Source organism: Streptomyces daqingensis, assembly GCF_014645895.1.
Taxonomy (GTDB): Bacteria; Actinomycetota; Actinomycetes; order Streptomycetales; family Streptomycetaceae; genus Streptomyces; species Streptomyces daqingensis.
The window spans coordinates 22,442-49,244 of the sequence record NZ_BMMP01000011.1 but is presented as its reverse complement, the minus strand read 5'-3'; the positions used below and the strand labels follow the sequence as shown (position 1 = coordinate 49,244).

Below are 26,803 nucleotides of genomic sequence, written 5' to 3'. Positions count from 1 at the left end.
ATGAACGCCATCCGCGCTCACGCGCTGCGAACCGTCGTATGCACTTCCGCATCGGCTGTGCTGATCACTTCCTTCAGCGCGACCGGGGCGCGCGCGGACGATCCGGCTCCGAAACCGTCGATCACGGTTCCCAGTGGGCCCACGGCCCTCCCCGGCGCCGACGACCCGACCACGATCCCCACCGAGGCGCCCTCCCTCCCCGGTGAGGGCGGCGCTCCCGCGCCCAAGTACAGCGAGCCGCCGGACAACATCGCGGGCGGCTCCAAGCCGCCGGTGAAGCTCGATTCGCAGGCGGCGGGGCTGAGGCTCGCTGACGGTGCTGCGCTCGCCCCGTCCAAGGTGCTCGACATCAAGTTCGTCACCGAGGACCTCGGCGGCGAGGAGCGGCGCGAGGACAGCACGTCGAAGACGAAGTTCACGCTCCAGGCGGAGGTGCTCTTCCCGAAGGACAGCTCGAAGCTCGACGGCGGCGCCCAGTCGCGTATCGACGAGCTCGCCTCGGAGATCGAGAAGCAGAAGTCCGACGAGATCAACGTGTTCGGCTTCACCGACGACCTCGGCTCGTACGGCCACGGCAAGAAGCTTTCGAAGGAGCGCGCGAACGCCGTGCAGAAGGCACTCGCGGAGAAGCTGGGCTCGTCGGTGACCTTCAACGTCCGCGGCTACAGCGAGGACTATCCGATCGCGGACAACAGGACCGAAGAGGGCCGCAAGAAGAACCGCCGCGTCGAGGTGTCCTTCCCCCGCCAGGAGTGAGCCGCCCGCCGGCGGGAGTGGGAATAAGTAGGTTCCACGATGTCCTGGCCTTGAACTGGCAGGCAGCTGCCGGGGTAAACGTGCAAGACGATGCCGCTGAAATCGTAGAACAGGTTGTCGCGGAACTGGACGACGAACAGGAAGATGACCCGCACGGACAGGAGTTTTATCCGTTGCAGGTCAAGATTCTGGCCGTCAACGCTCTTTCGGTTTACTTGAACCCGGCTGCTCGTCAGGCAGAGATGTCCGGACAGACGATGCAGCCACGGTCGGTCCCGGCGTCGGGGTGAGGGGCGGGACCATGGACCCGTCCGAGTTGAGAGCGATGTTGAGTCACTACGAGTCTCGCGATCCCAGATTCCGCGAGGCCGGCTGGTCAGTCCCCGATGACGCGACGGTCAGCAATGGTTCCGTCAGTCGGGATTCGCTACTGCGCATCTACCGCAGACGGAAGCGCTGATCTCCTTTCTGGAGCAATGCCCGGAGGAAGAGCTGCATATGGTCAGTTGCCCCAGGGAGGGAGCTGGGACGCGACTCTTGCTCGCTGATGCGGACAGCCGTGAAATCCTTCACTGGATGTCGATGTTCGGGTGATTGTCTCCCTATCGCGGTTGCGTGAAAGTCTCTACGGCCTCCCCGGCAGCACGCTCAGCGACCTATGACACAGCATCGTCCCCCGGTCCGGGGCGAGTAGAGCATGAAGGATGAGAGGCACACTCGATCGTGCTCCATGATGCTGACAGTCTGATTCTTGAACTCCAGCGATTGCGGGAGCGCCCCTCAGTCGGCGACGCCCCTCCTGTGCTGTCCGTTTTCGACGTGACCACAGCAGGTGATCCCGCAAGCTATCTGGAGCGGTTGCGCGAGCCGGTCGAGGCAGGTCTGAGACTGGGCCTCACGGAAGAATTCTGTGATGACGACCTTCCGACCGATGAATTGCCTGACTGGTTCATCGATGTGAGCGGTGACCGGTTCGAAGGTGCTCCTGACTTCGCACAGCTCGGCCGGGAGCGTCATTCCAAGCTGCGCGGGAGCGGGAACTGGCGTGTGCAGGGCTGGCTGTTCAGGTTCGCGCCCGATGACGAGACGAGAGGGTGGGCCTGGTGGGACGCCACCGTCGTCGGCAAGTCAAAGGTCAGAATCTGGGTCGACAGTTGGGGAGAGTCGTTCTTCGGTTGCGGTGATCTGCGTTGGGTCGCTTTCACGGCAGGTGCGAGGGATGTGGACGGGCCGCGGCTTGCGCGGCCTGAGGAGTGGGCGGCTGAGATCGCAGGCCGGCCGTGAAGGGGGAGTTCTCCTGGAGCCGCCGGGAGGGTGGGAGGACGTGGCTGCCTCCCTGCCCTGCACGTCACCGGTCAGGCCTCCGGCTGCGTTCGTTCACCTCGGCCAGGCGGGCGCTCAACAACTCGGCGGGGCTGAGCAGTTGGACGCGGCCGGGGTCGGCGTCCCATTCCCGTCCGCCGTTGAGCGGGCGGAGCTGGACGTAGGGGCCGTCGTGCGCCATGACGATGCCGACGCGTCCGTGCCGGGTGTCGCGGACAGCGGCGCCGACGGCCGGTTCCATTGGTGGGAGTTGGGGGCCGGGCTGTGCGCCGGTGGTCACCGGCCGGCACCCTTGTTGATGACGGCGGCCAGCGCGAAGGCGACCGGCGCGGAGCACACGCCGAGGTGGACGAGCGCGTAGCGGGCGGCGCGCCCGCAGTCCACGTCGTCGGCGCCGTCGTTCCCGTCGACCACGTCCTGCCAGGGCGTCCGTACGTCCATGGCGGGGAGCTGGACTCCGGCGCGCAGGAGCGCGTCCGCGAGCGCGTCACGGGCCTGGACCACTTCCTTGATCTTCGCTGCTCCGGCCGGGCCGTCGCCGTGGCTGATGTGTCGCTGAGTGCTCATGGGGATGCTCCGTCGACCGTTCTTCATCCGGTTTCCATGCCTTCGTCACGCGTCCTGAACTACTGTGCGTGATGAGGGGATTACGAGCATGCGGCCGGAACGTCACGGCCACGCCGCGGACACGGCCTGGTTCCCCGGGTAGCAGTCCAAGTTCCACACCTTCCACGGAGGGCTCATGCCGACGAGACGAACGGTCACGGGCCGCAGTCGTGAGCCGCGGGCGCGGTTCGCGGAGGAGCTGCGGTCACTGCGCGCCGCACGGGGCGACAGCCTGCGGCAGCTGGGCGAACGGCTGGGCTGGGACTGGTCGTTGTTCGGGAAGATGGAGAACGGGGAGACGCTGGGCGGGCCGGAGGTCGTCGAGGCGCTGGACCAGCACTACGGGACGCCGGGGTTGCTGCTGGCGCTGTGGGAGCTGGCCGTGAGCGACCAGACCCAGTTCAAGGAGCGGTACCGGCGCTACATGGCGCTGGAGGCGGAGGCCACCAGCCTGTGGCACTTCGCGGTGAGCGTCCTGCCGGGTCTGCTGCAGACTCCTGGGTACGCGCGGGAAGTTCTCGCCGCGGGCGGCCTCAAGGGGGAGGAGCTGGCGCAGCAGGTCGAGGCCCGCATGAGCCGCCGCGTCCTGCTGGACGGTGAGGACGCGCCGCCGTTCCGGACGATCCTGTCGGAGGCGGTCTTGCGGACTCCCCTGCGGGACCCGGACGAGTGGCGGGCTCAGTTGGAGTACGTGAGCGAGGTCGCGGAGCGGCCGGGCGTGACGGTCCACGTGCTGCCGCAGAGTGCCGGACTGCATGGCTTGGTGGGTGCGGACGTGATGTTTCTCCGGCTCCTGGACGGTCGACCTGTGGCGTACATCGAGAACACGTACAAGGGCGAACTCGTCGAGGAAAGCGCGCAGGTTGAGCGATTGCAGCGCGACTACGATGTGGTGCGCGATATGGCCCTCTCCCCGGCCGAGTCGCGGAAGTTCGTCCTACGCCTGCTGGAGGAAGTGCCGTGCGATCTGTCGACCTGAGCGCTGCGACCTGGCGTAAGAGCAGCTACAGCAATCCTGACGGCGGTCAGTGCGTCGAGATCTCCGACGACTTCGCCGCCGTCGTTCCCGTACGTGACAGCAAGAATCCGCGGGGCCCGGTGATCGCATTCCCCGCGAGCGGCTGGTCGTCATTCGTCTCCGCCGTGAAGAACGGGCGTCTGAGCGGCTGAAACGCAGGTCGCACGCACAACGAGGCGGTCCCCGCGATCAGTTGATCTGCGGGGACCGTCTTGCGTTCATCGGTGAGGCGCTTCTCGCCTCTGCGGGCATTCCCGCTTTCGGCCACCGGAGGTGGGCGGGGAAACGGGTCAGGCCGCGGAAGTGACGTCGGACTGGAGGGCGCGCCGCCAGTCGGTACGCAAACGGTCCAGCTCTGCGAGATCCGCTTGCGACCAGATCGTACGACCCGCGACGTAGCGACGGATCGCTTCGTTCGCCTCTGCGGCGGCGCGGTCGCCGCGGCCAGAGGGCTGGGAAGTCGAAGACGAGGACATGACTCAAGATTAGAGCCTCCCACTGACATCCACGGCCAAATAATGGGCGATTTAGGTCACGTGACGCCGGCTCAACTTCTGTAAAGCCAGGGGCCGGAGGGCCTTCTTGATGTCCGATCGGCCCCTCACCAGCGCCTTTTCGCAATTAGGCTCGCGGGTGTGCTGCTGACGTCGACACTCGTCCTCTCCGCGGCCGGTTACGGGGCGGTGGCCGGAGCGCTTCTGCCGCGCGCCGTCTACCGGTTCGCGGTCCCCCGTGAGCGGTCCCTGCCCCGGGGCTGCCCGGGAGGCCACCCGCTGCCGGATTCGTGGCGCGGCTGGGTGGGCCCCGCGCGATGCCTGCACTGCGTAACGGACGGCACCACCCCGCAGGAGGCCCAGGAGAGGGCCGCGGACCCCGCCGCGGAGAGCACCGCGGGCACCGCCACGGACACCGACCCCGTCCATGACCCTTCCCCGAACTCCGCTTCCGGCCCCGCCTCTTCGGAGCGTCCGGGTCCAGGTCCGCGCCCGCGTCCGCCTGTGGGCCCCGGAACCCCCGACGCGGCGTACGGGCCGCGCACGGGCCCCCTGGCCCTCGTGGGCGCCCTCGTCTGCGCCGTGCTCGTTCTGACCGGCGGCCCGCGCCCCGAGTCGGCGGTCTGGCTGGCGGCGGCGCCTTTCGCTCTGCTGCTCGCGGCGGTGGACGTACGGGTGAGCCGGCTGCCCGACGTCCTCACCCTCCCGCTGGCCGCAGCCACCGCAGCCCTTCTCGGCCTGGCCTCCATCTCGCCTGCCGCGGAGGGGAGTTGGGGGCGGGCGCTGCTCGGCTGCGCGGTGCTGGGGGGCGGCTTCCTCGTGCTGTTCCTGGTGCATCCGCGCGGACTCGGCTTCGGCGACGTCAAGTTGGCGCTCACCGCGGGCATCGCTCTTGGGTGGTACGGCTGGGAGCCGCTGCTCGCCGGCGCCTTCCTCGCGTTCCTGCTGCACGCGCTCTTCGGCTTCGCGCTGATCGCGGCCGGCCGTGCGAACCGCAGGACTGCCCTGCCGTTCGGGCCGTTTCTGCTGATGGGCGCGCTGCTGGGGATGCTGGCGGCGGCTCCGGGAGTCTGAGCGAAGGGCCGCCGAAAGGGCGCTTCACCACCCTGCGGCGGCACCCGTCCGGGCCCGCCCGGGCTCGTGTGGGCCCCGGCGCGACACGGCGAATAGGTAGTTGCTGTCCGGACGGCCTTGCGCGAGGGGCTAAGGTGGAAACCCCCCCTCGGGCCGGTCCGTATCCCCCCACGGACCGGCCCGTTTTTCGTGTCCCGCTTCTCCTCCCCGCGCCGTGAGCCGCCGCGGCGCCCCTCCCCACGGGCCGCCGGCGCGGCTCCGCGCGCGTCAGCCGAGGCTCAACTCTCGCTGCTGCGTGACCAGATGTTGGTCCCCGGCTCGGAGACGGCGTAGGAGTCGATCTCGCGCAGCTCCTCCTCCGTGAGGGGCGGCCCTTCGAGCGCCGCCACGTTCGCCTCCAGCTGCCGCACGCTGCTGGCGCCGATCAGCGCCGACGTCATCCGCTCGTCCCGCAGCACCCACCGCAGCGCGAGCTGGGCCAGCGTCTGCCCGCGTCGACGGGCGATGCCGTCGAGCCCGCGGAGACGGCTCACGACGTCCTCGGTCAGCAGCCCCGGGTCCAGCGACTTGCCCTGCGCGGCCCGCGAGCCCTCCGGAACGCCGTCCAGGTACTTGTCGGTGAGCAGGCCCTGTGCGAGGGGGGCGAAGGAGATGCACCCCATGCCCTCCTGCTCCAGGGTGTCCAGCAGCCCGTCCTCCTCCGTCCAGCGGTTCAGCATCGAGTAGGACGGCTGGTGGATGAGGGCCGGAACGCCCATCTCCCGCAGCAGGCCCGCCGCCTCGCGCGTGCGCCGCGCGTTGTAGGAGGAGACGCCCGCGTACAGGGCCTTGCCCTGCCGCACGGCGGAGGCGAGCGCCCCCATCGTCTCCTCCAGCGGGGTCTCCGGGTCGAAGCGGTGGGAGTAGAAGATGTCGACGTAGTCGAGCCCCATGCGCCGCAGGGAGGCGTCCAGGGACGACAGCAGGTACTTGCGGGAGCCCCACTCGCCGTACGGGCCCGGGTGCATGAGATAGCCGGCCTTGGTCGATATGACCATCTCGTCACGGTACGGGCGGAAGTCCTGCGCCATCAGTTTGCCGAAGTTCAGCTCGGCCGAGCCGGGCGGCGGTCCGTAGTTGTTGGCCAGGTCGAAGTGCGTGACGCCCAGGTCGAACGCCCGCCGCAGGATGGCCCGTTGGGTCTCCAGGGGACGGTCGTCGCCGAAGTTGTGCCACAGCCCGAGAGAGACGGCGGGCAGCTTCAGGCCGGAGCGTCCGGTGCGCCGGTAGGCCATGGAGCCGTAGCGGCTTTCGTCGGCGCTGTAGGGAAAAAGAGAGGACTGTGAGGGGAGGGAGGAGTCGTGCGTCATGGGCCTTTACTATCAGTTTCCCCGCGGCCCGGCCCCGGGAGCCGCCCGGCTTCGTCCGGGGTCTTCACCGGCAGTAAGGTTCAAGAATCCCGGACTCGCCAAGGAGGGGCTGGCCATTCCCATGAAGCTTCGTGACCTGGTGTACAGGCTGTATGCCCGCCGGGTGGAGGACCGACTCGACACCGACCAGGTGCCGAAGCACATCGGCGTCATCCTGGACGGGAACAGGCGCTGGGCGCGGGCATCGGGCGGTACCACGGAGCAGGGCCACCAGGCGGGCGCGGAGAAGATCCAGGAGCTGCTGACCTGGTGCGCCGAGACGGACGTAGAGGTCGTCACGCTGTGGCTCCTCTCGACGGACAACCTGCACAGGCCGGAGCGGGAGCTGCTGCCGCTGCTGGGCATCATCGAGGACACGGTGCGCGACCTGGCGGCGGACGGCCGCTGGCGCGTCCACCACGTGGGCCAGCTCGACCTCCTGCCCGACCGCACGCAGCAGGTGCTCAAGAAGGCCGAGCAGCAGGCCGGGGACATCGACGGGATACTCGTGAACGTGGCCGTCGGCTACGGCGGCCGCCAGGAGATCACCGACGCCGTCCGGTCGCTCCTCGCGGACCGCGCCGAGCGCGGCATGAGCCTCGACGCCCTCGCGGAGAGCCTGACCGTCGAGGACATCTCGGAGCACCTCTACACCCGCGGCCAGCCCGACCCCGACCTGGTCATCCGCACAAGCGGCGAGCAGCGCCTCTCGGGCTTCATGCTCTGGCAGAGCGCCCACTCGGAGTACTACTTCTGCGAAGTGTTCTGGCCGGCCTTCCGCAAGGTCGACTTCCTCCGGGCCCTCCGCGACTACGCGGCCCGCCACCGGCGCTACGGGAACTGACCCCGCCGGGCGCGCACGGCGCCCGGGGGAGCGCGTAAGGGATATGCGGGCTCTGCGAAAGCGCTCAGGGCCGGGAGCTGCAGGGAAATCCCCGTTTCGGGTCCCCTCGGTCACCCGCGCGTGGACCACCGCATATGCCGTTGCATGCTTGTCGCCGCCCAGGGGAATATCAGCTTCATGGCCGGGGCCCTCCACAGGCTCCGGTGCCGGGAGGCCCGATTGCAGACCACGGACGACCGCAGAGGCATTGCGGCGACGCGGATGTCGCGGAGGGCCGGTGCACGGCCCGCTCCGCGCGGGTCCGGACCGGTCTCTTCCCTTGCGACGCCGTCGCACCCCGACCTCTTCCGAGGGGGTTCGTCCACCCGTGGTGACAAGCAAGAAGCGCAACGATTCCGACCGGCGCACGTATGTGATCGACACAAGCGTGCTGCTCGCAGACCCGACGGCAATGGACCGTTTCGAGGAGCACGAAGTGGTGCTCCCCGTCGTCGTCGTGACCGAGTTGGAGGCAAAGCGGCATCACCCGGAGCTCGGCTACTTCGCACGTCAGGCGCTGCGGAGGCTGGATGAGTACCGCGTCCGGTACGGCCGGCTCGACGCTCCCATTCCGATCGGGGAGGTGGGCGGCTCCCTGCGCGTGGAGCTCAACCACTCCGACACCGGTGTCCTGCCGGCAGGCTTCCGGCTGGAGGACAACGACTCGCGGATCCTCGCGGTGGCCCGCAACCTGCAGGCCGAGGGGTACGACGTGACGGTCGTCTCCAAGGACCTGCCGCTGCGGATCAAGGCGTCGTCGGTCGGGCTCCTCGCCGAGGAGTACCGCGCGGAGCTCGCGATCACCGAGTCGGGCTGGACCGGCATGTCCGAGCTGACCCTCGCCGGCGAGGACGTCGACGAACTCTTCGCAGCGGACAGCGTCTTCGTCCCCGAAGCGGCCGAACTGCCCGTCCACACCGGCCTGGTGCTCCAGTCGGAGAAGGGCAAAGCGCTCGGACGGGTGACGCCGCAGGGGAGGGTGAAGCTCGTACGCGGCGACCGCGAGGCGTTCGGCATCAAGGGCCGCAGCGCGGAGCAGCGCATCGCTCTCGACCTGCTGCTCGACCCCGAGGTCGGCATCCTGTCCATGGGCGGGCGTGCCGGCACGGGTAAGAGCGCCCTCGCGCTCTGCGCCGGTCTGGAGGCGGTGCTTGAGCGCCGGCAGCACCGGAAGGTCATGGTCTTCCGGCCGCTGTACGCGGTCGGCGGTCAGGATCTGGGCTACCTCCCGGGCACCGAGGCCGAGAAGATGAACCCCTGGGCGCAGGCGGTCTTCGACACCCTCTCGGCGGTCACGAGCCGCGAGGTGATCGACGAGGTCGTGGAGCGCGGGATGCTGGAAGTGCTGCCGCTGACGCACATCCGGGGACGCTCGCTGCACGACGCCTTCGTGATCGTGGACGAGGCCCAGTCGCTCGAGCGGAACGTCCTGCTGACGGTCCTCTCCCGGATCGGCTCCGGTTCGCGGGTCGTACTCACCCATGACGTGGCGCAGCGGGACAATCTGCGCGTCGGGCGCTACGACGGGGTGGTCGCGGTCGTGGAGAAGCTGAAGGGCCACCCGCTCTTCGCGCACATCACACTCAGCCGGTCCGAAAGGTCGCCCATCGCGGCGCTTGTGACCGAAATGCTTGAAGAGGTGAATATCTGACGGCAGTTGAGGTGATCGGCGCCGGTCGTCCCCACGGGACGGCCGGCGCCGTCGCGTCGGCGTGCGGGCCGCGAGTGCGGGGCGGACCGCTGATACCTCGTGCGGGTGATGTTCGCCGCCGGCCCGCGCTCTCCTTCCGGACTCCCTCCGTGCCGCCCTGACCTGCGGCGATGACACGGGAGTCGACCATAGGTCGCACCACTGGCGGGGGAGCCGCGAGAGGGTCCAGCAGCCTAGCCGGGCGCCCCGTGGTACGCCCTGCTTTCCGGGGAATGTGACAGCCAAACTCCCTGTGACCTATCCCACTCGGTGCGGAATTGCCTCGGACTGCTCGCGTCCGGCAGGGTGTGGTTCCTGTCAGGCCCCGCATACGGCACAGCGGCACCCCCAAAGGTGCGGCACCGCACGGCAGTACAGAACTGAACAGCAGTCACGCCGTATGCCGCCCGAGCACCACGCGGGCTCTTCCCGTTCGTCGGGGAAGCCCAACCGGGCCAGTACCTCCGGTGACCAAGTTCCGAGGGGGTCAGTGCCAGGGGCACGATTGCGCCCGCGCGGTCACTCAAGCGGGCACGTTGGAAGGAAAACGTGTGACTCGGATCTCCGTCCGGGGATTCGCCGTGGCGTCCGCCACCGCGGTCACCACCGTCGGCGCCGTCGTCGGTGTGGCTTCCGGTAGCCAGCAGGGCCAGACGACGAACGACGTCGAGGCCACCGCTGCTGACGCGACGCTCCTCGCAGACATACCGGCGGGTCAGCAGGCCCAGGTTCAGACCGCTTCCCTGACGCAGCAGGCGGACTCCGCGTCCTCCGCAGCGCACGCGGAGGCGAAGAAGTCCGCTGAGGAGGCCGCGCGCAAGCAGGCAGCCGAGGCCGCGGCGGCCAAGAAGGCCGCAGCGGAGAAGGCAGCCAAGGAGCGTGCGGCGAAGGAGGCGGCGAGTCGTTCCGCGCGTGCAGACGCGGGAGACTTCGCGCAGAAGGCCTCCTACACGACGGCCGAAGTCCAGTCGATGGCCAAGAAGATCGTCGGCGCGGGCCAGTTCCAGTGCTTCTCGCAGATCGTCGAGCGCGAGTCGGGCTGGAACTACCAGGCCAGCAACCCCTCCTCCGGTGCCTACGGCCTCATGCAGGCTCTGCCCGGTTCCAAGATGGCCTCCGCGGGTGCCGACTGGCGCACCAACCCCGCCACCCAGATCAAGTGGGGCCTGAACTACATGGACAGCCGCTACGGCAGCCCCTGTGGTGCCTGGGACTTCTGGCAGGCCAACAACTGGTACTGAGCGGCAGCGCCCTGCGCTGAACCTCACACCTCCACAAGCTTCAGCGACTCACCCCCGGCCCGGATCCACGGGCCGGGGGTGAGCGTGCGGTGTGCCCGGGTGGTGAACGTCATCGCGCGTCCATGACGCAAGCAACCTCCACGCCGGTAACGTCGTCATCCAACGGCAGCGATGACGGCCGGGTTTGGGTGCGCCTCCCGGTCCGCAGGCGGCCCGGAAGAGTTCAGCAGGGGGCGGAGGACGCGGGATGACGAACAGGGTGGACAGGCTGCGCGACGGCGTGGCGCGACTGGGGGCCCGTATCGCGGAGAGGCGGGCGGAGCAGCTCGCCAGGCAGGAGGCGATCACCGGCGTGGGCGCCGGGGGGTACGCCTCGCAGGGCGCGCAGACCGGTGCGGAGGCGCCGCCCGGTACTCCGCCGCCGATGGCGCCGGAATCCGCACCCGCGTCCGGAGGGGGCCGGCCGGCGCCCGCCTCCGTCGTGCCGTGGGGGCTGCGGGTCGCGGGCGAGTCGGCCTGGCGGCTGCTGGTGCTCGCGGGTCTCGTCTGGGTGCTGATACAGGTGATCAGCTCGATCAGCCTGCTCGTACTCGCCTTCTCCGCGGGCCTGTTGGTGACGGCGCTGCTGCAGCCCACCGTCGCCCGCCTCAGGCGCCACCGCGTGGGACGCGGACTGGCCACCGCGATCACCTTCATCACCGGTTTCGTGGTGATGGGCCTGGTCGGCTGGTTCGTGGTCTGGCAGGTCACCGAGAACCTGCCCACCCTCACCGAGCGGGTGCAGCAGGCCATCGACGAGGGTCAGCGCTGGGCGGTGCAGGGCCCGTTCCACGTCTCCGAGCAGCAGGTCAACGACGTCGCGAAGAACCTGAGCCAGTGGCTGGGCGACAACAGCAAGGAAGTCACCTCCGCCGGGCTCGAAGGTGTCACGGTGCTGCTGGAGTTCCTCTCCGGCGCGGCGCTGGCGATGTTCATCACGCTCTTCCTGCTCTACGACGGCGACCGCATCTGGAACTGGGTGCTGAAGCTCGTGCCCGCGGCGGCGCGCGAGGGAGTCGCCGGTGCCGGACCGCGTGCCTGGACCACGCTCACCGGGTACGTACGCGGGACCGTGATCGTCGCCATGATCGACGCGATCTTCATCGGCGTGGGCATCTACATCCTCGACGTGCCGCTCGCGGTGCCGCTGGCCGTGCTCATCTTCATCTTCGCGTTCGTGCCGATCGTGGGCGCGGTGGTCTCCGGGGCGCTGGCGGTGCTCGTCGCCCTCGTCACCAACGGGCCCGTCACGGGTCTGCTGGTGCTCGGCGTCGTGCTGCTGGTCCAGCAGATCGAGAGCCACGTCCTGCAGCCGTTCATCCTGGGCCGTCTCGTACGGGTGCATCCCCTGGCGGTGGTGCTCGCGGTCACCGGCGGCAGCCTCATCGCGGGCATCCCGGGCGCGGTCGTCGCGGTGCCGCTCGTGGCCGTGCTCAACACGGCGGTCGGGTATCTGCGGGCGTTCTCGGAAGGGACCCACCCGCGCGGCCCGGGCGTACTCGCCGTCGCCGGCGGGCCGCAGGGGCCCGCCGGGGAAGCGCCGGCCGGCAAGGGCGCCGGAGCCGGGGAGGCTCCCGCACTGCAGAAGGGCCAGACCACGCCCGCGGAACCCGGCGCCTCTCCCACGGAGGCGGCGGACGGCGCCCCGCCGGCCCGCCCCCAGGACGGCCCGGACTCTCCGGGGAAGCCCGGCGGGACGCCGTAGGGGCGGTTGTGACGTTTTCCGCGGGCCGGGGGTGCTCTCCCCGGCTGCGGCGTCAGTACGGGGCCTGGCGGGTGTCCATGTGGCGCTTCAGGCGCCTCTGATCGGCGGCGCTCCAGCCGTCGGGAGGCGCCACCGCGCCCCACGCCTCCACCGAGCCGGTGCCGTAGCGGTGGCCGTGGGGGGCGTCCACCTCGTAGGAGACGGCGATGTCGACGGTGGTCTGCCAGAAGGTGACGAAGGGGAACCAGCCGACCTCCTTCGTGATGTCCGGGCCGAGCGGCTCCCGCAGCCAGGGCGGCCGCTCCAGCGCCAGATCCCACGACCACCACACGATCGCGTCCGAGGCGTTCTGCAGATAGACCACGCGCGGACCGTGCCAGGGGCCCGGCGGCCGGGCGAGGTCCTTCCGCGGCCACTGCGCGAAGCGGAAGTGCCGTCCGTCGTCGTACTGCGGACGCCACACGGGGCTGCCGGCGTCGCGGCCCGCGGTGAGTTCCCGGCGGATGGGGGAGAAGTTGGGGGAACCGGCCAGCACCGCGCCGTCCACCTTCGACAGCAGGTCGCGCGGCCCGTCGAAGGCCGCCTCGATGCCGTAGGCGCCGAGGCTCTCGCCGAAGACGACCAGCCGCGGGCGGCTCTGCGGCGGTTCCCGCAGCCAGCGTGCGCGGACGGCCTTCACCAGCGCCCGGTTCGCCCGGCCCGCCTGCTCCTTGTCGACGACGAAGGAGACCCAGCTCGGCAAGTAGGAGTACTGCATGGCCACGATCGCCGTGTCGCCGCCGTGCATGTACTCCAGGGGCTCCGCGTCGGCCGAGTTGACCCAGCCCATGCCCGTGGTGCCGGCGACGGCCAGCACCTCCCGGCTGAAGGCGCCGGTCCGCTCCAGTTCGGCGACGGCGATCTGGGCGCCCGCCTCGTACGTCGACGCCTCGTCGCCGTCGGCCGTCTGCGCCTCGATGCTCTGCTTGCCGACGTAGACGCGCACCGGGTCCTCGGCGGGGCGCCGCGTCACCTCGCGGATCTGGGCGGCGGTGAGCGACGAGGCGGTGAAGTTGCGGCCCTCGTAGCCCAGTTCGTCCCACTTGATGAGGGAGCCGGGGCTGCCGGAGACGTACGGAGAGCCCGGCTGGACCATGCCGTCCTTCGTGCGGTCGTTGGTGGCCGCCGCGATCCGGGACACGACGTCGATCACACCGCGGTCGAAGACGACGTCGCGGGTGCCGACGACCACCACGCAGGCGCTGATCAGCACGCCCGCGACCACGGCCAGAGGCCGCGGAACGAACCGGCACAGGCCGCGTATCAGCTCGCGGGTGCACAGCCGGACCGTGCGGGCCAGGAGCAGCAGCGTCCCGCACAGGACCAGCGCCACCAGCGCGATCATCATCGAGTGCCAGGTGAGGGTCTCCGGGAGCTCCTGCAGCGCCCGCAGTTCGCGCTGCATGCGGGCGCTCTCCGAGAGGGCCAGCACGGTGAGGCCAGCCGCGAGCACGTAGTACGCCTGCCAGGCGTGGGCCCGCGCCCGTTCGCGCGGCATGCGGGCCGCCGCGTGCAGGCGGGATGCCGCGGGAAGCCGGGACGGCGCGGGCAGGCGCGGGCGGAGCCGTACGAGGGCGCCGCGCACCAGCCAGCCCAGCAGCGAGCCGAGGGTGTAGCCGATCGCCGCCGTGATGCCGCCGATGACGCCCTGCAGCAGCCAGGGCCGCGGCACCAGTGACGGCGTGAGGGAGAGCCAGAAGAAGACGGTGGCGGCGCACGTCGCGGTCAGGTCCGGCCAGCGCCGCACCAGCCAAGTGGGGTGCGGGCGCTGCCAGTACGGGCGCCGGACCACCGCGAGCAGGTGCCGGGCGCGCCGGGCGGGCGTCCGCCCGGGGTCGTCCGGGAGCGCGGGGGCGGGAGCGTGAGGCGGCGGGGGAGGCGCCGCGACGGGGCGGAGCCCCGGGGGTGCCGCACGCGTGCCGGTCGCCCCGTCCCGTTCAGGCGGATACGTCCCGGAGACGGGAGCGCGCTCCTCCGCAGTGCGTGCCATCGATCGCACCCCCCGGTCCTCGATCACGGCGCGGCACCCACAGCGGTGCCGGTATCGCTGACGCAGGAGCGGGTCCGGGGGTTGCCCGGGTGCGCGGTACGGGGCTGCGGCAGGGAGAGGCCGGACCTGGACGAGGCCGTGTCCTCCCCGCCGAGCGCGCCGCGACCGGGGCCGCGGGGTGCCCGGACGCCCGGGCGGGCAGGGCCGGACGTACGCCCCGGAGCGGGCCGTGGGGGGAAGGGAGCGCACTGTCTTCGCAGGCCGGAGCGGTATCCCGCTTTCTATACACAGGGGGTATACATAGTGTGTATAGTCTCCGCCATGTCCATCAGCCATACCTTGCTCGGCCTCCTGGAGTCCGGCCCCCGCCACGGCTACGACCTCAAGCGGGCCTTCGACGAACGCTTCGGCCACGACCGCCCCCTGCACTACGGGCAGGTCTACTCGACGATGTCGCGGCTGCTGAAGAACGGCCTCGTCGAGGTCGACGGCATCGAGGCGGGCGGCGGGCCCGACCGCAAGCGGTACGCCATCACCGACGCGGGCGTCACCGACGTCGCCGGCTGGCTCGCCCGTCCCGAGAAGCCGGAGCCCTACCTGCAGAGCACCCTCTACACCAAGGTCGTGCTCGCCCTCCTCACCGGCCGGGACGCCGGCGATCTGCTCGACGGCCAGCGCGCCGAACACCTCCGTCTCATGCGCGAGTTGACCAAGCGCAAGCAGGGCGGCGACCTGGCGGACCAGCTCATCTGCGACCACGCCCTGTTCCACCTCGAAGCCGACCTGCGGTGGCTGGAACTGACGGCCGCACGACTCGACAAGCTCGCTTCGGAGGTACGGCCATGACCGCCCACGCACCGGCCGGCCCGCACGACGGCGGAGCCGGCGCCGGATCCCTGCTCGCCGCCTCGGACCTGCACAAGACGTACGGCTCGACGGCCGCCCTCGACGGCGCCGGCTTCGAGATCCGCGCCGGAGAGATCGTCGCCGTGATGGGGCCGTCCGGCTCCGGCAAGTCGACGCTGCTGCACTGCCTCGCGGGGATCGTCCAGCCCGACTCGGGCACGGTGACGTACCGGGGAGAGACGCTCTCGCGGATGCCCGACGCCCGGCGCAGCGCGCTGCGCCGGCGCGACTTCGGCTTCGTCTTCCAATTCGGCCAGCTGGTACCCGAGTTGAGCTGCCTGGAGAACGCGGCCCTGCCGCTGCGGCTCTCGGGCCTCGGTCGCAGGGAGGCCGAGTCGCGTGCGTCCTCCTGGCTGGAGCGGCTCGAAGTGGACGACGTACGCGGCCAGCGTCCCGGCCAGGTCTCCGGCGGGCAGGGCCAACGCGTCGCCGTCGCCCGCGCGTTGGCCGCCGGTCCGAGCGTGCTCTTCGCCGACGAGCCGACCGGCGCGCTCGACTCGCTCAACGGGGAGAGGGTCATGCAGCTCCTCACCGAGGCCGCCCGCGAGACCGGCGCGGCGGTCGTCCTCGTCACCCACGAGTCGCGCGTCGCCGCCTACTCGGACCGCGAGGTCGTCGTCCGGGACGGACGCGCCCGCAGCATGGCCGGTGCCCTGTGAGCGCCGGGACGGCGACCCGCGAGGGCGCCCCGGCCCCGGTCGAGGACGGGAGCGGCCCCGGCGACCGGCCGGCAGGGCGGGCCCGCCCCGCGGACTGGGGCCGCGACCTGGCCATGGGCGCGCGCTTCGCCACCAGCGGCGGCCGGCAAGGGTGGACGCGGACGCTGCTGACGGCCGTGGGCGTCGCGCTCGGCGTGGCAGTACTGCTGCTCGCCGCGGCGGTGCCGCAGATCGCCGCCGCCTTCGACGCCCGCGAGGAGGCACGCTCCGGCGGGCTCGGCACGGCCGGCCACTACGCCGAGCCGACCGAGAAGACCGTCCTGACGAAGAACGCCAACACCCACTACCGGGGCACCACTCTCTACGGGCGCCTCCTGCAGGCGGACGGATCGAGCCCCGTCAGGCCGCCGGGGCTCGGCGAGATCCCCGCCGCCGGCGAACTGGTCGTCTCGCCCGCCCTGAAGGAACTCCTGGAGTCCCCGGAGGGCCGGGCGCTCGCGAAGCGGCTGGACGGGCGCGTCACCGGGACCATCGAGGAGGACGGTCTGCTGGGCCCGGCCGAACTGGCCTTCTACAAGGGGGCGGACGACCTCTCGGCCGGCGAAGGGGCGGACCGCGTAGAGGAGTTCGGCGCGCCGGAATCCGACGAGCGGCCGCTGGACCCCGCGCTGGTGCTGCTGATCGTGGTGGCGTGCACGGTGCTCATCATGCCGGTCGCCGTCTTCATCGCCACCGCGGTGCGCTTCGGGGGAGAGCAGCGCGACGCCAGGCTCGCCGCCCTCCGCCTGGTGGGCGCCGACGCGGCCACGACCCGGCGGATGGCCGCGGGCGAGGCGCTGGTCGGGGCGTTGCTGGGCGTGCTGCTGGGAGGCTGGTTCTTCCTCCTCGGACGCGTCTTCGTCGGCAGGATCGAACTCTTCGGCTTCAGCGTCCACCCGGCGGACGTGGCGCCCTCCCTCGGACTCGGCGCGCTGATCGTCGTCGCCGTGCCGGTGACGTCCGTGGCGGTCACGATCTTCGCGCTGCGCGGCGTCGCCATCGAACCGCTCGGTCTCGTCCGCAAGTCGGAGCAGCGTCCCAGGCGCCTGTGGTGGCGGCTGGTCCCGCCCGCGGCGGGCGCCGCGCTGCTGCTGCCGCTCGCGGGGTCGGTCGCCGGTGAGGGAGCCTCCGTGAGCGGGGTGCAGATCACCGCCGCCGTGGTGCTCCTGCTCGGCGGGGTGGCGCTGCTGCTGCCCTGGCTCGTCGAGAGGATCGTCGGGTGGTTGCGCGGCGGACCGGTGTCATGGCAGCTCGCCACCCGGCGGCTCCAGCTCAGCAGCGGCAACGCCTCCCGCGCCGTCAGCGGCATCACGATCGCGGTGGCCGGAGCCATCGCCCTGCAGATGCTCTTCTCGGCCGTGGAGGCCGACCAGACGGTGCAGGACGAGAGCAGTGCGGAGAAGGGGAGCGTGGTGAACATCTACGGAACCCACGCCACGGTCGGGAGCGCGGACACCCTCACGGCACAGCTCCGGCGCACCGACGGCGTGCGGGAGGCGGTCGGCTACCTGCAGGCGTACCAGGAGGTGCGGGGCTCCGACGACGGCATGACCATCGCGGTCGGCCACTGCGCGACGCTGCGCCGGATCGCCCGCATCGACGACTGCCGGGAGGGCGAGGTCTACAAGGTCCCGCCGGAGGAGGGCGAGACCGGCGCCCCGCCGGCCGGCACGGCGGTCCTCGGCGAGGACGGCAAGCAGATCTGGCGTACGCCCCGCGCCCGCACCGTCGAGGGGATCGAGGGGCCCGAGGGCGGCAAGCTGGAGGGACTGCTGGCGACCCCGTCGGCGGTACCCGTCGACGCGCTCGACTCGCCGAACTACCAGGCGTGGGTCGTCACCGACCACACCGCCGCCGCGCTGGAGAAGCTGCGCACGGCCGTGTTCAGGGCGGACCCGGCATACAACGTCTTCGAGCGGCTGGACGAGGAGACGAGCGCGGAGTTCGTCACGATCCGGCGTGCGGTGCTCGCCGCCGCCGTGGCGGTGCTGCTGCTGATCGGGGCCAGCATGGCCGTCTCGATGGTGGAGCAACTGCGGGAGCGGAAGCGGCAGTTGTCGGTCCTGGTGGCGTTCGGAACGCGACGCTCGACGCTCAGTGCCTCGGTGCTGTGGCAGACGGCGGTCCCCGTCGTCCTGGGGATCGGACTGGCCGTCGTCTTCGGGCTGGGGCTCGGCTGGGGGCTGCTGCGTCTGATGAAGGCCCCGGCCGGGGACTGGCTGGTCTTCCTGCCGGTGGCCGGAGCGGGCGCCGGGGTGATCGGGCTGGTGACGCTCGTGAGCCTGCCGTTCCTGTGGCGGATGATGCGGCCCGACGGACTGCGCACCGAGTGACCTGCACCGACAAGCGCTCCTCGAGGCTCTGACCGTACGACGGTCCCCGGGTTCGCGGTTCCGGTCAGGCCCCCATGCTGGCCGGAACCGCGCTTCTGCGTTAAAGTGATATCACTTTGCTAGACAGTCTCGTACGGTCCGGCGGGCCGCCGGTGCGTCCGGAACCGTACGAGGAAGAGGCAGAACGCCTGTGCGGCGGCGAACACCGCCGCGGGCGCTCGCCGACACACCTTTGAAACGGGGGAACCCTGATGTCCGCTCAAGAACCCGCACGCACACCCACTCCCGACGCGGCCGACGCGCAGGACCTGCCGGACATGCCGGCTCCCGAGGTCCGCGAGGTCACCGCGCACAGCATCCCCGGCGGCCTGGCGCTGCTCCTCGGCCTCATCGGCTTCCTGCTGGGCCTGGGCGGGATAATCCTCGGCGGCGGGTTCGCCGCGGAGGGCGACACCGGACTCGGCGCGGTGCTGATCGTCGTGGGCGTCGTCGTCCTCATCGGATCGATCTTCGCGATGTGCGGCCTGAACATGGTCGCGCCGGGCGAGGCCCGCGTCGTCCAGCTCTTCGGGCGCTACACGGGCACCATCCGCACGGACGGTCTGCGCTGGGTCAACCCGCTCACGAGCCGCGCGAAGATCTCGACGCGCGTGAGGAACCACGAGACCGCCGTCCTGAAGGTGAACGACGCGTACGGCAACCCGATCGAGCTCGCGGCAGTGGTCGTCTGGCAGGTCGCGGACACGGCGCAGGCCACGTTCTCCGTGGACGACTACGTCGAGTTCGTGTCCACGCAGACCGAGGCGGCCGTGCGTCACATCGCGATCGAGTACCCCTACGACTCGCACGACGAGGACGGCCTGTCGCTGCGCGGCAACGCCGAGGAGATCACCGAGAAGCTCGCGGTCGAGCTGACGGCACGCGTCAGCGCGGCGGGTGTGAAGATCGTCGAGTCCAGGTTCACGCACCTCGCGTACGCGCCGGAGATCGCCTCCGCGATGCTCCAGCGCCAGCAGGCGGGCGCCGTGGTCGCCGCCCGCAAGACCATCGTGGAAGGGGCGTGCGGCATGGTCGAGGACGCCATCACGCGCATCGCCGCCCAGGACTTCGTCGAGCTGGACGAGGAGCGCAGGGCCTCCATGGTCAGCAACCTGCTGGTCGTGCTCTGCGGTGACCGCTCGCCGCAGCCGGTGATGAACACGGGGACCCTCTACCAGTGACCGACCCTCCGGAACGCGCGGAAGCCGCGGAACCGGAGCCGTCCGTGCCGCCTCAGGAGGGGCCCTCGCCGAAGGGCTCCTCCCGCGGAGAGCCGCCCGGCGAGGACCCCGCCGGCACGGCTGACGGCTCCGGCGCCGGGGACGCTCCGCGCCAGAGACCCGCCCGCCGGCCTCAGCGGCAGCGCAAGCAGGTGCTGCTGAGGCTGGACCCGGCCATCTACGACGCGATCGCGCGATGGGCGGCCGAGGAGCTGCGCTCCAGCAACGCCCAGATCGACTACCTGCTGCGCAAGGCCCTCGCCGACGCGCGGCGGCTGCCGGGGAACGCCCGCCCCCACCCGCCACGAGGCCGCCCGCCCCGCGACGAATGAGCCGCCCGGGACGTACGCACGTCCCCCGGGCGGCTCAGCGGCTTCCCCCGCGGCACACCCGCGTGAGGCGTGCCGCCCCTGGACCACCACTCCCCGACGGTCATCCGATCAGGCCACCAAGCGTGGCGGCCCCGTCCGGCCGGTGCCGATACTGCGGGGAGGAGAACCGCTCGCACGATCTTGGACTCGCGTCGCGGCCGTCACACCGGGTGCCGTGCCCGTCCGTACCGGCTGGGCGGTTCCGGCGGCGAAGGAAGGGCGCGCACCGTGACCCACGGCCGAGGGTGGATGAGCGACCTGCTGGCGTCGGTTCAGGCGGCGCCGCCGGTGAAGTCGGTCGCGGTGATGGAGCGCGTCCTCAAGGAGAAGTTCTCAGCCCTGGACGTCTCCTTCATGATCACGGACCTCGGCGGGAACGCCGTGGTACGCCTCACGGGCTTCCAGGACGAGGTCGGCCGGGGCGAACCCGAGCGCTTCGCCCTCGCCGGAACCCTCTACGAGCGGGTGATCCGCTCCCAGCAGCTCTGGGTCGACGACGACGTGCGCGCACGGCAGGCCGGCGGCGACGGCGGCCCGGAGGGGGAAGGGCAGGGGCCGGGCACCACGGAAACGCCTCCGACGGCGCACATCGTCGCGCCCGTCTCCGACCGCGGCGACGCGATCGGCCTGCTCGAACTCACCCTCCCCGGCCGCCCGGACCACGAGATGCTGCAGCAGGTCGCCGAGGCCGCCCACGCGCTGGCCTACGTCGTGATCGTCAACAGGCGGTTCACGGACCTCTTCGAGTGGGGACGGCGGAGCACTCGCATGTCGCTGGCCTCCGAGATCCAGCACCGGCTGCTGCCCGAGTCCTTCACCTGCGACGCGGGCCCCTTCATCGTCGCCGGGTCGCTGGAGCCGGCCGCCGAGATCGGCGGGGACACCTTCGACTACGCCCTGAACCAGTCGGGCCTGTACCTGTCGCTCACCGACGCCATGGGCCACGACGTGCGGGCGGCGCAGCTTGCCACCGTCGTCGTCAGCGCCCTGCGCAACGCGCGCCGCGCCGGGCTCGACCTCGTGGCGCAGGCGTCCGCCGCCAACGTCGCCGTGGCCGAGCACGCCGTGCAGGAGCACCGCGCGGTCGTCACGGAGCCGGCGAAGGTGAAGAACGCTCTCGCCCGGCACGGGGCGCAGGCCATGGCGACGGGGCAGATGATGTGGGTGTCCTTCGAGACGGGCGCCGCCACGTACGTCAACGCGGGGCACGTATGGCCCCTGCTGCTGCGGGGAGGGCGCGTCCGGGAGATCACCCCCCTCGTCGACCTGCCCTTCGGGGTGGACCCCAAGCACGAGTACCGGCTCCAGACGCTCGACCTGCGCAGGGGCGACAGGCTGGTGCTGATCACCGACGGGATGCTGGAACCGGGCGGGGACCCGCGGGCCCTGAGCCGGCTGATCGAGGAGACGGCCGCGCAGCACCCCCGCGACGCGGTGCGTACCTTCACCAAGTCCGTGCTCCACGCCACGGGACACGACCCGCGTGACGACGCGACGGTGCTCTGCCTGGAGTGGTCGGGGACGGCCTGGTCCGACCAGGACACCTCGCCGAACGGGCGGCGGCCGACCTGAGACGCGGCGTTCCTCCTGCGGGCCGCGACTTCGGTTGGGCCTCGACTTCGGTGGGGTCTCGACTTCGGTTGGGGCCTGGCTCCGGCGGGGGTGTGAGTCCGGGTGAGGCCGTGGCTCCTGACGGCGACCAACGCGGGGCGTGAGCCCGGCGGGACCTCGGCCCACGGGGTATGCGCCCGGCCTCGGGCGGCGTCCCGTCCGTCAACGGCACCTCACCCTGTCCGCGCCGGCGGCCCTCACCCCGTCTGCGAGCCCTCGCCGCGTTCACCGGCCGAGAAACGGGCCGGCCTCCGCATAGGCCCCCACGCACCACGCTGCCGGGCCACCTCGGCCTCGGCCTCCTCGATCACGCTCCCTCCGATCCAGGCGACGGGCAGGATCCGGCGGACGAGGGGTTCGTTGTCCGGACCGCGTCCCGCCTCCTCGCCGACGAGGACCCAGGGGTGAACGTCCGGTCCCTTGTCCTCCCGCAGGTGGCTGTAGTCGTACAGCCTCCGCGCGACCCACAGCAGCGTAGGCCGCCCCTCCCACCACGGCTCCGGGTTAAGGGAGTTGGCCGACAGGCCGGGCAGCTCCGTTCCCGTCAGCTCGTCCTTGCTGCCGGGGCAGCCGTACCGGTCCGTCTCGGGTCCGCGGGACCACCTGACGAAGACCGGGTCGCCCCGCGAGATGAGGTCCGCGAGCTGGGCGAGTGAGGTGTAGACAGGCAGGTCGCTCTCCACGACGCCCCGACTACCCCTGGGGGCGGTGGCCCACTCCTACGGGGCCGTCCCGCCGCGGCACCGTGCCCGCGTCCGCCCGTGCCGCCAGCCGGCGGCACGGGGACGGGGACGTTCAGCGCTCCCGGCGAGCCGTGAGCAGGGAGTCGTCGTGCGGGCGGGCGCCCGGCAGGCGGTGCCGGGCCGCGACGAGAGCCGCGTCGATGTCGTTGGTGCCGGTGGCGATGCACAGGTTGTACGCCACGTCGTCGAGGCGCCGCCGGGCTTCGGGCGTGCCCTCCTCCGCGTGGAGTTCGCGGAGGATCTCGTACTGCTGGAGCGTCTTGCCGAGTACGGCGGAGTGGGCCATCAGCATGGCTTGCCTCCTTCGGTCGGTTCTTCGGGCACCTTGCACGGCGGGAGCGGCCGGCGGCAAATCCGCCGCGCACCGCCCTCCCGCATGCCCGCGCGGTGCGCGGGAATGCGGCGGCGCCACGCCTTTTTCACGACGCGGTTTCCGCGGTGGGCGGTGGGCGGTGACACTCAGTTGTCAGTTGTCAGTTGTCAGTTGTTAGGTGATACCTGATACCTGATACCTGATACCTGATACCTGATACCTGATACCTGATACCTGATACCTGATAGCTGTTAGTTGTCGTCTGTCGTCTGTCGTCTGTCGTCTGTCGGCGGGAGTTCACATCCCGGTGAGCGCCGTCGAGCCGTCCGCGGCGACGAGTACGGCGTAGACCACCACGTCGGCGATGCCCAGTACGAGACCCGCGATCGCGCGGGAGCGGCGGCCCGTGCCGCGTTTGAGCGAGCGCAGGGCCAGGACCACGGCGATCGGCCCGAGCACGACGTTCAGTACGAGAAGTCCCACGAGGCCGAGCACGAACGAGGTGACGGCCATGCCGTCGGTGTCGTTCCCTCCCGTGCGGGCTCGCGAGTCGGCAGTGATTTCCATGGCTCTCCTTCCTCGCCTCCCCCGTCTCAGGCGTGCCGACTGCGCCCGCGCTCGCGGGCAGTGAAGGCGAGGACGCAGAGGCCTATGGCCGCGCCGGCGGCCAGTGCCACGGGGAGCGGGAGGTGGGCTGAGGCGCCCAGTACCGCTTCGAGCGCGAGCGGGACCAGGAGGGGGAGGATCATCGGTACCCCTTGTCTCGTCGGGTTGTCGCTTCCGGGTCGCTTCCGGGCGGCGCCGCTTAGACGCGCGGGTACCCCTCCGGCGGCGTCGATGCGCCCAACGGCCTTGCGTCACGCGGTAGTTGCGAGGTCTTCACGAATGTGATGCCTGAGATCGGGGCCGCCGAGGCGTGAGGCGGAACCCGCGGAGGCGTCAGGCGGACCCGCCGAGGAGCGGCGCCCGCTCGTCGCGGGGGCGTGAGACGAGGTAGGGGCGGTGACGGGCGCCGAGGTACCGGTCGGACGCCCAGCCCCGGGCGTCCAGCACCTCCTGGCACGTGTCTAGACCCTCGCCGGGGGAGGGGCCGTCGCTGCCCGGCTGCTGCCGCCAGTCGACGCGTACGGACCGCGGAGCCGGGCCCTCGGAAACCTGGTAGCCGCTGCGGAGGCAGCGGTGACCACTGCCGACCGCCGCGGGCGGGGAGCCCGAGGCCTGCAGGGCGAGGGCGACGGCGTGCAGGGGGCGCCGCCGCTCCCACTCGGCGGGCAGTTCCAGGCCGCCCGCCGTGACGCGGCGGATCTCCAGCAGCGAGCCCCAGGCGCGCACCGCGACGCCTGCGGCGGACGCCGCCTCCGTGTCGCCGAGGGCTTCGTGGCCGGTTGCGGGGGCGAACGCGGAGGTGTCCGCACGGGGCGTGCCGAGGAGCCGGGCGCGGGCGTCCCAGCCGGCGAGGGTGAGGTGGGTGCCGCCGGACTGTCCAGGCCGGACGGCGTAGCCGAGGGCGCGCAGGTCCGCGCACGTCTCCTCGGGGGCGTCGAGCAGGCCCAGCGCCGGGTCGGCCCCGAGCAGCGCCTGCTCCAGGCCGTGGGGCAGCTCCGCCGGAGCGGGGGACTGCGGGCTGCGGGGCGGAGGGGCCACCACCTCATTGTGGACCGCCGGCCGCACCATCTGTCGTCGAAGGCCAAGGGACGAAGGCCAAGGGGCATGGGTCAAGGGCCAGGAAGCAAAGGGCAGAGGGCCAAGAGACAAAGGGCCAAGAGACAAAGGGTCGAGGGACGAAGCGACAAGGGCCTGGCCCGTGCGCCGCGCGCCTGGATTAACCTCACGCCATGGAAGTAGACCTCGAGTTCAGAGCCAAGGCCATAGCGCTGAAGCTGGGCCGGACGCCCCTCCCCGTCGTCGGGATGCGTCCCCGGTACACGTCCTTCCGGGCCGGGGGAGCACCGACCCCCATCGAGCAGGAGCTGATTCAGGCGGGCTTCGAACCGCTGAGGGACTTCAGCAGGTTCCAGATGGTCCCCCACCCCGACTGGACGGTCCGCCTTCTCCCCGAGGGCACCTACGAGGTCGACTTCAGGGGCGTCACCCACATCACCGGCACCGTCACCACGCCGCCCGAGTGGTGCGAGATGGTCCGCGCGTCGGGCAGCGCCCTCCTCGTCTTCCAGTGCGGCGACGGCGGGGAGGTCCAGGGTGCCTCGGTGGTGGAGGCGCTCGCGTCCGGCAGCACCCTGGCGGTCGGCGCCCGGCTCGCCGCGTAACCGCCCCGCGTCCGTAACGGCGGGCCTCCGTAACGGCGGGCGTTTGTCCTCCCGCGGCCGGGGAACCGGCTTGAACACCCGCGCTGCGACCGGGGTTGCCGGCCTCGGCGGTGAAGCCGGGGCGAGACCGGGCGTCCGGCGCGACGGTGGGAGGTGAGCGGCGGTGGACAAGATCGTCATGATCCTGGCCGGCCTCCACGACGCCGAAGCAGACCTCGCCCTCGCCTTCCGCAGGGTCGCCGGACGCCAGGAGACCGACGAGCGGACCCGCCGCCTGTGCCGGACTCTCGCCCAGCGGTGCGACCGGTGCGCCGGACGGGTCCGTCGGCTCGCCGGACGCTACGACGAGGAGCTCCCGGACCGCGGCGACTCCGGCGCCCTGGCCGCGGCGGCCGACTCGCTCCAGCAGGGGCTCGCCGCGCTCGTCGGCAGCCGTCCGCCCCAAGAGCTGCTCCTGCTGCGGGACTTGAGGGATCTGCATCTCAAGGCCCAGCCCGCCGCCGTCCATCTGGCGCTGCTGAAGCAGGCCGCGCGAGCCGTACGGGACCGCGAACTCCTCGACGAGGTCACCGGCCTGGACGAGGAGATCCGCACGCAGCTCGCCTGGATCAGGACGCGGGCGCGCGAAGTCGCCCCGCAGGTACCGGCCGCGCCGGACTGACGGCGGGCGACGGCGGAGTGGCAGCGGACTGACATCGGACCGAACGCCTGAGTGAGGCCCGAGCGACACCGGAGCGGCACGGCCGTTCTGCGGGCGTTCTGCGGGCGGAGGCGAAGGCTTCCCGGCGTGCGCCGGGCCGCGTCCAGGGGGCGAGTCAGCAGGTGGGAACCGGTACGGGCCGGCGCGAGTCCGGCACGGGTCATCCGGTGGGGAACCGGCACGAAACAGCCGGCGAAAATCGGCATGTTTGCGTGCCGGGGCCATGGACAAACGGACGCCCAGTGCTTCGGACAGCAGGCACATCCGCGGGAGACGACATCCCTGATCTGGGATTCTCCGCCGGTGTGGTCTGTCCTCCCGCGGAACGAGCTCGCAGTACCCAGGGAGGGAAGCATCATCATGACCGTCGCGACGCTCCGCTCGCAGTCCCGTCACCCGCACGACGACGCCCCCGACACGGCTGCCGACTTCGAGAGGCTGGCTGCCCTGCCGAATGGGCCCGAAGCCGACGTTCTCCGGGAGAGGCTGGTGGCCGCCTGGCTGCCCATGGCACACCGCCTGGCCGCCAAGTTCCGCAACCGGGGCGAGCCGCTGGAGGACCTGGAGCAGGTCGCCGCGCTCGGCCTGTTCAAGGTGGTGGACCGGTACGACCCGTCCAGGGGCGTGGCGTTCGAAAGCTTCGCGATCCCCACCATCATGGGTGAGCTGAAGCGCCACTTCCGGGACCACACCTGGGACGTGCACGTCCCCCGCCGCGTCCAGGACCTGCGCAACCGGGTCCGCAGCAGCATCCGCGACCTGAGCACCGGCGTGGAGGCGCGGCAGCCGACGATCGCACAGGTCGCCGAGCACAGCGGGCTCAGCGAGGAGGACGTGCAGCTCGGCCTGGAGGCGCTCGGAAGCTACAAGTCCCTGTCCCTGGACGCGCCCGTGGGCGGCGACGACAGCGACGGCTTCGCCATGCTCGACGGGATGGGCCGCACGGAGCCCGGATTCGAACTGACCGACTGGCGCGAGACGGCGAAGCCGCTGCTGCGCCGCCTCCCCGAGCGCGAGCGCCGGATCCTCTTCCTGCGTTTCTTCCGCGGCCAGACGCAGTCGCAGATCGCCCGGGAGCTCGGCTGCTCCCAGATGCACGTCTCGCGGCTGATCTCCGGCACGTGCGAGAAGCTCCGCCGCGAAGCGGAAGCGGACCGCGCAGCCGAGCGCGAGCTCGCCGCCGCCTGAGGCACCGCACCGCCCGGGGTTCCTCCGTGCACGGTTCACGATTCACGGAGGAACCTCGGACGGCGCCTGCCCAGCGCCTCCCGGCCTGCTGACGGCGGTCACCGGAGCGGCGCGGCCGGCGCGGGCCACCGTGACGAGGAGCACTGCGCGCGGCGAGTCCCGTCCCGG

General features: G+C 71.4%; 28 protein-coding genes. 19 read left to right on the top strand and 9 right to left on the bottom strand.

The genetic code is table 11. The annotated features are described in order from the left end of the window. The 3 genes from IEY56_RS17305 (at position 1) to IEY56_RS17295 (ending at position 2,040) form a co-directional block, all read left to right on the top strand. Complete coding sequence (locus tag IEY56_RS17305) at positions 1-756, top strand: OmpA family protein (protein WP_189038121.1); 756 nt, start codon at positions 1-3, stop codon at positions 754-756. A gap of 50 nt (positions 757-806) precedes the next feature. Continuing rightward, the gene (locus IEY56_RS17300) at positions 807-1,046 is read left to right on the top strand and encodes a hypothetical protein (protein WP_189038120.1); all 240 of its coding nucleotides are present in this window, start codon (positions 807-809) and stop codon (positions 1,044-1,046) included. A 529-nt stretch (positions 1,047-1,575) separates the two neighbouring features. After that, the gene (locus tag IEY56_RS17295; protein WP_229711963.1) at positions 1,576-2,040 is read left to right on the top strand and encodes a hypothetical protein; all 465 of its coding nucleotides are present in this window, start codon (positions 1,576-1,578) and stop codon (positions 2,038-2,040) included. Positions 2,041-2,104: 64 nt separating this feature from the next. Here the strand turns inward: IEY56_RS17295 and IEY56_RS17290 are convergent, their stop codons facing one another. Together IEY56_RS17290 and IEY56_RS17285 are read right to left on the bottom strand one after the other, a co-directional pair. After that, the gene (locus tag IEY56_RS17290; RefSeq protein ID WP_189038276.1) at positions 2,105-2,320 is read right to left on the bottom strand and encodes a hypothetical protein; all 216 of its coding nucleotides are present in this window, start codon (positions 2,318-2,320) and stop codon (positions 2,105-2,107) included. A 35-nt stretch (positions 2,321-2,355) separates the two neighbouring features. Further along, positions 2,356-2,646, bottom strand: coding sequence for a hypothetical protein (locus IEY56_RS17285; protein ID WP_189038118.1), 291 nt, complete (start codon positions 2,644-2,646; stop codon positions 2,356-2,358). A 175-nt stretch (positions 2,647-2,821) separates the two neighbouring features. Between IEY56_RS17285 and IEY56_RS17280 the strand changes: the two genes are divergently transcribed. The 3 genes from IEY56_RS17280 (at position 2,822) to IEY56_RS17270 (ending at position 5,271) form a co-directional block, all read left to right on the top strand. Further along, positions 2,822-3,664, top strand: a complete 843-nt coding sequence (locus IEY56_RS17280) for a helix-turn-helix domain-containing protein (RefSeq protein ID WP_189038117.1) — start codon at positions 2,822-2,824, stop codon at positions 3,662-3,664. Beyond that, complete coding sequence (locus tag IEY56_RS17275; RefSeq protein WP_189038116.1) at positions 3,646-3,855, top strand: DUF397 domain-containing protein; 210 nt, start codon at positions 3,646-3,648, stop codon at positions 3,853-3,855. The genes IEY56_RS17280 and IEY56_RS17275 overlap by 19 nt, the downstream gene beginning before the upstream one ends. Before the next feature lie 483 nt (positions 3,856-4,338). Next, positions 4,339-5,271: a prepilin peptidase gene (locus IEY56_RS17270; RefSeq protein ID WP_308424149.1), complete on the top strand. Its 933-nt coding sequence runs from the start codon at positions 4,339-4,341 to the stop codon at positions 5,269-5,271. 278 nt (positions 5,272-5,549) lie between these two features. On the opposite strand, the gene mgrA is transcribed toward IEY56_RS17270, so the two are convergent. Next, the gene (gene mgrA, locus IEY56_RS17265) at positions 5,550-6,620 is read right to left on the bottom strand and encodes an L-glyceraldehyde 3-phosphate reductase (RefSeq protein ID WP_189038115.1); all 1,071 of its coding nucleotides are present in this window, start codon (positions 6,618-6,620) and stop codon (positions 5,550-5,552) included. A gap of 121 nt (positions 6,621-6,741) precedes the next feature. On the opposite strand from mgrA, the gene IEY56_RS17260 reads away from it, so the two are divergent. The 4 genes from IEY56_RS17260 to IEY56_RS17245 all read left to right on the top strand — a co-directional run bounded on the left by IEY56_RS17260 (position 6,742) and on the right by IEY56_RS17245 (position 12,217). Next, a complete protein-coding gene (locus IEY56_RS17260) occupies positions 6,742-7,503 on the top strand; it encodes an isoprenyl transferase (RefSeq protein WP_189038114.1) in 762 nt (253 codons plus the stop codon). A 367-nt stretch (positions 7,504-7,870) separates the two neighbouring features. After that, positions 7,871-9,193 carry an RNA 5'-3' helicase PhoH2 gene (gene phoH2 / locus IEY56_RS17255; protein ID WP_189038113.1) on the top strand — a complete coding sequence of 441 codons (1,323 nt, stop codon included), beginning with the start codon at positions 7,871-7,873 and terminating at the stop codon, positions 9,191-9,193. Between the two features lie 590 nt (positions 9,194-9,783). Beyond that, positions 9,784-10,473, top strand: coding sequence for an aggregation-promoting factor C-terminal-like domain-containing protein (locus tag IEY56_RS17250; protein ID WP_189038112.1), 690 nt, complete (start codon positions 9,784-9,786; stop codon positions 10,471-10,473). A 247-nt stretch (positions 10,474-10,720) separates the two neighbouring features. Then, positions 10,721-12,217: an AI-2E family transporter gene (locus IEY56_RS17245; RefSeq protein WP_189038111.1), complete on the top strand. Its 1,497-nt coding sequence runs from the start codon at positions 10,721-10,723 to the stop codon at positions 12,215-12,217. Between the two features lie 52 nt (positions 12,218-12,269). On the opposite strand, the gene IEY56_RS17240 is transcribed toward IEY56_RS17245, so the two are convergent. Next, complete coding sequence (locus IEY56_RS17240; RefSeq protein ID WP_189038110.1) at positions 12,270-14,246, bottom strand: alpha/beta hydrolase; 1,977 nt, start codon at positions 14,244-14,246, stop codon at positions 12,270-12,272. A gap of 321 nt (positions 14,247-14,567) precedes the next feature. On the opposite strand from IEY56_RS17240, the gene IEY56_RS17235 reads away from it, so the two are divergent. The 6 genes from IEY56_RS17235 to IEY56_RS17210 all read left to right on the top strand — a co-directional run bounded on the left by IEY56_RS17235 (position 14,568) and on the right by IEY56_RS17210 (position 21,385). Beyond that, positions 14,568-15,092, top strand: coding sequence for a PadR family transcriptional regulator (locus IEY56_RS17235; RefSeq protein ID WP_189038109.1), 525 nt, complete (start codon positions 14,568-14,570; stop codon positions 15,090-15,092). Next, a complete protein-coding gene (locus IEY56_RS17230; RefSeq protein ID WP_189038108.1) occupies positions 15,089-15,811 on the top strand; it encodes an ABC transporter ATP-binding protein in 723 nt (240 codons plus the stop codon). Before IEY56_RS17235 ends, IEY56_RS17230 begins: the two co-directional genes overlap by 4 nt. Next, a complete protein-coding gene (locus IEY56_RS17225) occupies positions 15,808-18,183 on the top strand; it encodes an ABC transporter permease (RefSeq protein WP_308424148.1) in 2,376 nt (791 codons plus the stop codon). Before IEY56_RS17230 ends, IEY56_RS17225 begins: the two co-directional genes overlap by 4 nt. A 251-nt stretch (positions 18,184-18,434) precedes the next feature. Then, the gene (locus IEY56_RS17220) at positions 18,435-19,403 is read left to right on the top strand and encodes an SPFH domain-containing protein (protein ID WP_189038107.1); all 969 of its coding nucleotides are present in this window, start codon (positions 18,435-18,437) and stop codon (positions 19,401-19,403) included. Positions 19,404-19,594: 191 nt separating this feature from the next. Next, on the top strand, positions 19,595-19,774 hold the full coding sequence (locus IEY56_RS17215) for a type II toxin-antitoxin system antitoxin (RefSeq protein WP_189038273.1): 180 nt from the start codon (positions 19,595-19,597) through the stop codon (positions 19,772-19,774). A 267-nt stretch (positions 19,775-20,041) separates the two neighbouring features. Next, the gene (locus IEY56_RS17210; RefSeq protein WP_189038106.1) at positions 20,042-21,385 is read left to right on the top strand and encodes a PP2C family protein-serine/threonine phosphatase; all 1,344 of its coding nucleotides are present in this window, start codon (positions 20,042-20,044) and stop codon (positions 21,383-21,385) included. Positions 21,386-21,621: 236 nt separating this feature from the next. Here IEY56_RS17210 and IEY56_RS17205 read toward each other — a convergent pair whose 3' ends face one another. The 5 genes from IEY56_RS17205 to IEY56_RS17185 all read right to left on the bottom strand — a co-directional run bounded on the left by IEY56_RS17205 (position 21,622) and on the right by IEY56_RS17185 (position 24,124). Beyond that, positions 21,622-22,107, bottom strand: coding sequence for a DUF6098 family protein (locus tag IEY56_RS17205; protein ID WP_189038105.1), 486 nt, complete (start codon positions 22,105-22,107; stop codon positions 21,622-21,624). A gap of 112 nt (positions 22,108-22,219) precedes the next feature. Continuing rightward, on the bottom strand, positions 22,220-22,459 hold the full coding sequence (locus tag IEY56_RS17200; RefSeq protein ID WP_189038104.1) for a DUF5133 domain-containing protein: 240 nt from the start codon (positions 22,457-22,459) through the stop codon (positions 22,220-22,222). A 318-nt stretch (positions 22,460-22,777) separates the two neighbouring features. Further along, complete coding sequence (locus IEY56_RS17195; RefSeq protein WP_189038103.1) at positions 22,778-23,047, bottom strand: DUF4190 domain-containing protein; 270 nt, start codon at positions 23,045-23,047, stop codon at positions 22,778-22,780. Between the two features lie 26 nt (positions 23,048-23,073). Then, on the bottom strand, positions 23,074-23,229 hold the full coding sequence (locus tag IEY56_RS17190; RefSeq protein WP_189038102.1) for a hypothetical protein: 156 nt from the start codon (positions 23,227-23,229) through the stop codon (positions 23,074-23,076). Between the two features lie 190 nt (positions 23,230-23,419). Beyond that, the gene (locus tag IEY56_RS17185) at positions 23,420-24,124 is read right to left on the bottom strand and encodes a hypothetical protein (protein ID WP_189038101.1); all 705 of its coding nucleotides are present in this window, start codon (positions 24,122-24,124) and stop codon (positions 23,420-23,422) included. Between the two features lie 191 nt (positions 24,125-24,315). On the opposite strand from IEY56_RS17185, the gene IEY56_RS17180 reads away from it, so the two are divergent. The 3 genes from IEY56_RS17180 to IEY56_RS17170 all read left to right on the top strand — a co-directional run bounded on the left by IEY56_RS17180 (position 24,316) and on the right by IEY56_RS17170 (position 26,635). Next, on the top strand, positions 24,316-24,747 hold the full coding sequence (locus tag IEY56_RS17180) for a hypothetical protein (protein WP_189038100.1): 432 nt from the start codon (positions 24,316-24,318) through the stop codon (positions 24,745-24,747). 163 nt (positions 24,748-24,910) lie between these two features. Further along, positions 24,911-25,408 (top strand): hypothetical protein, encoded by a 498-nt coding sequence (locus IEY56_RS17175; protein WP_189038099.1) that lies wholly within the window; start codon positions 24,911-24,913, stop codon positions 25,406-25,408. A 399-nt stretch (positions 25,409-25,807) separates the two neighbouring features. Continuing rightward, entirely contained in the window at positions 25,808-26,635 is an 828-nt protein-coding gene (locus tag IEY56_RS17170; RefSeq protein WP_189038098.1) for a SigB/SigF/SigG family RNA polymerase sigma factor, read from the top strand. Positions 26,636-26,803 lie beyond the last annotated feature (168 nt).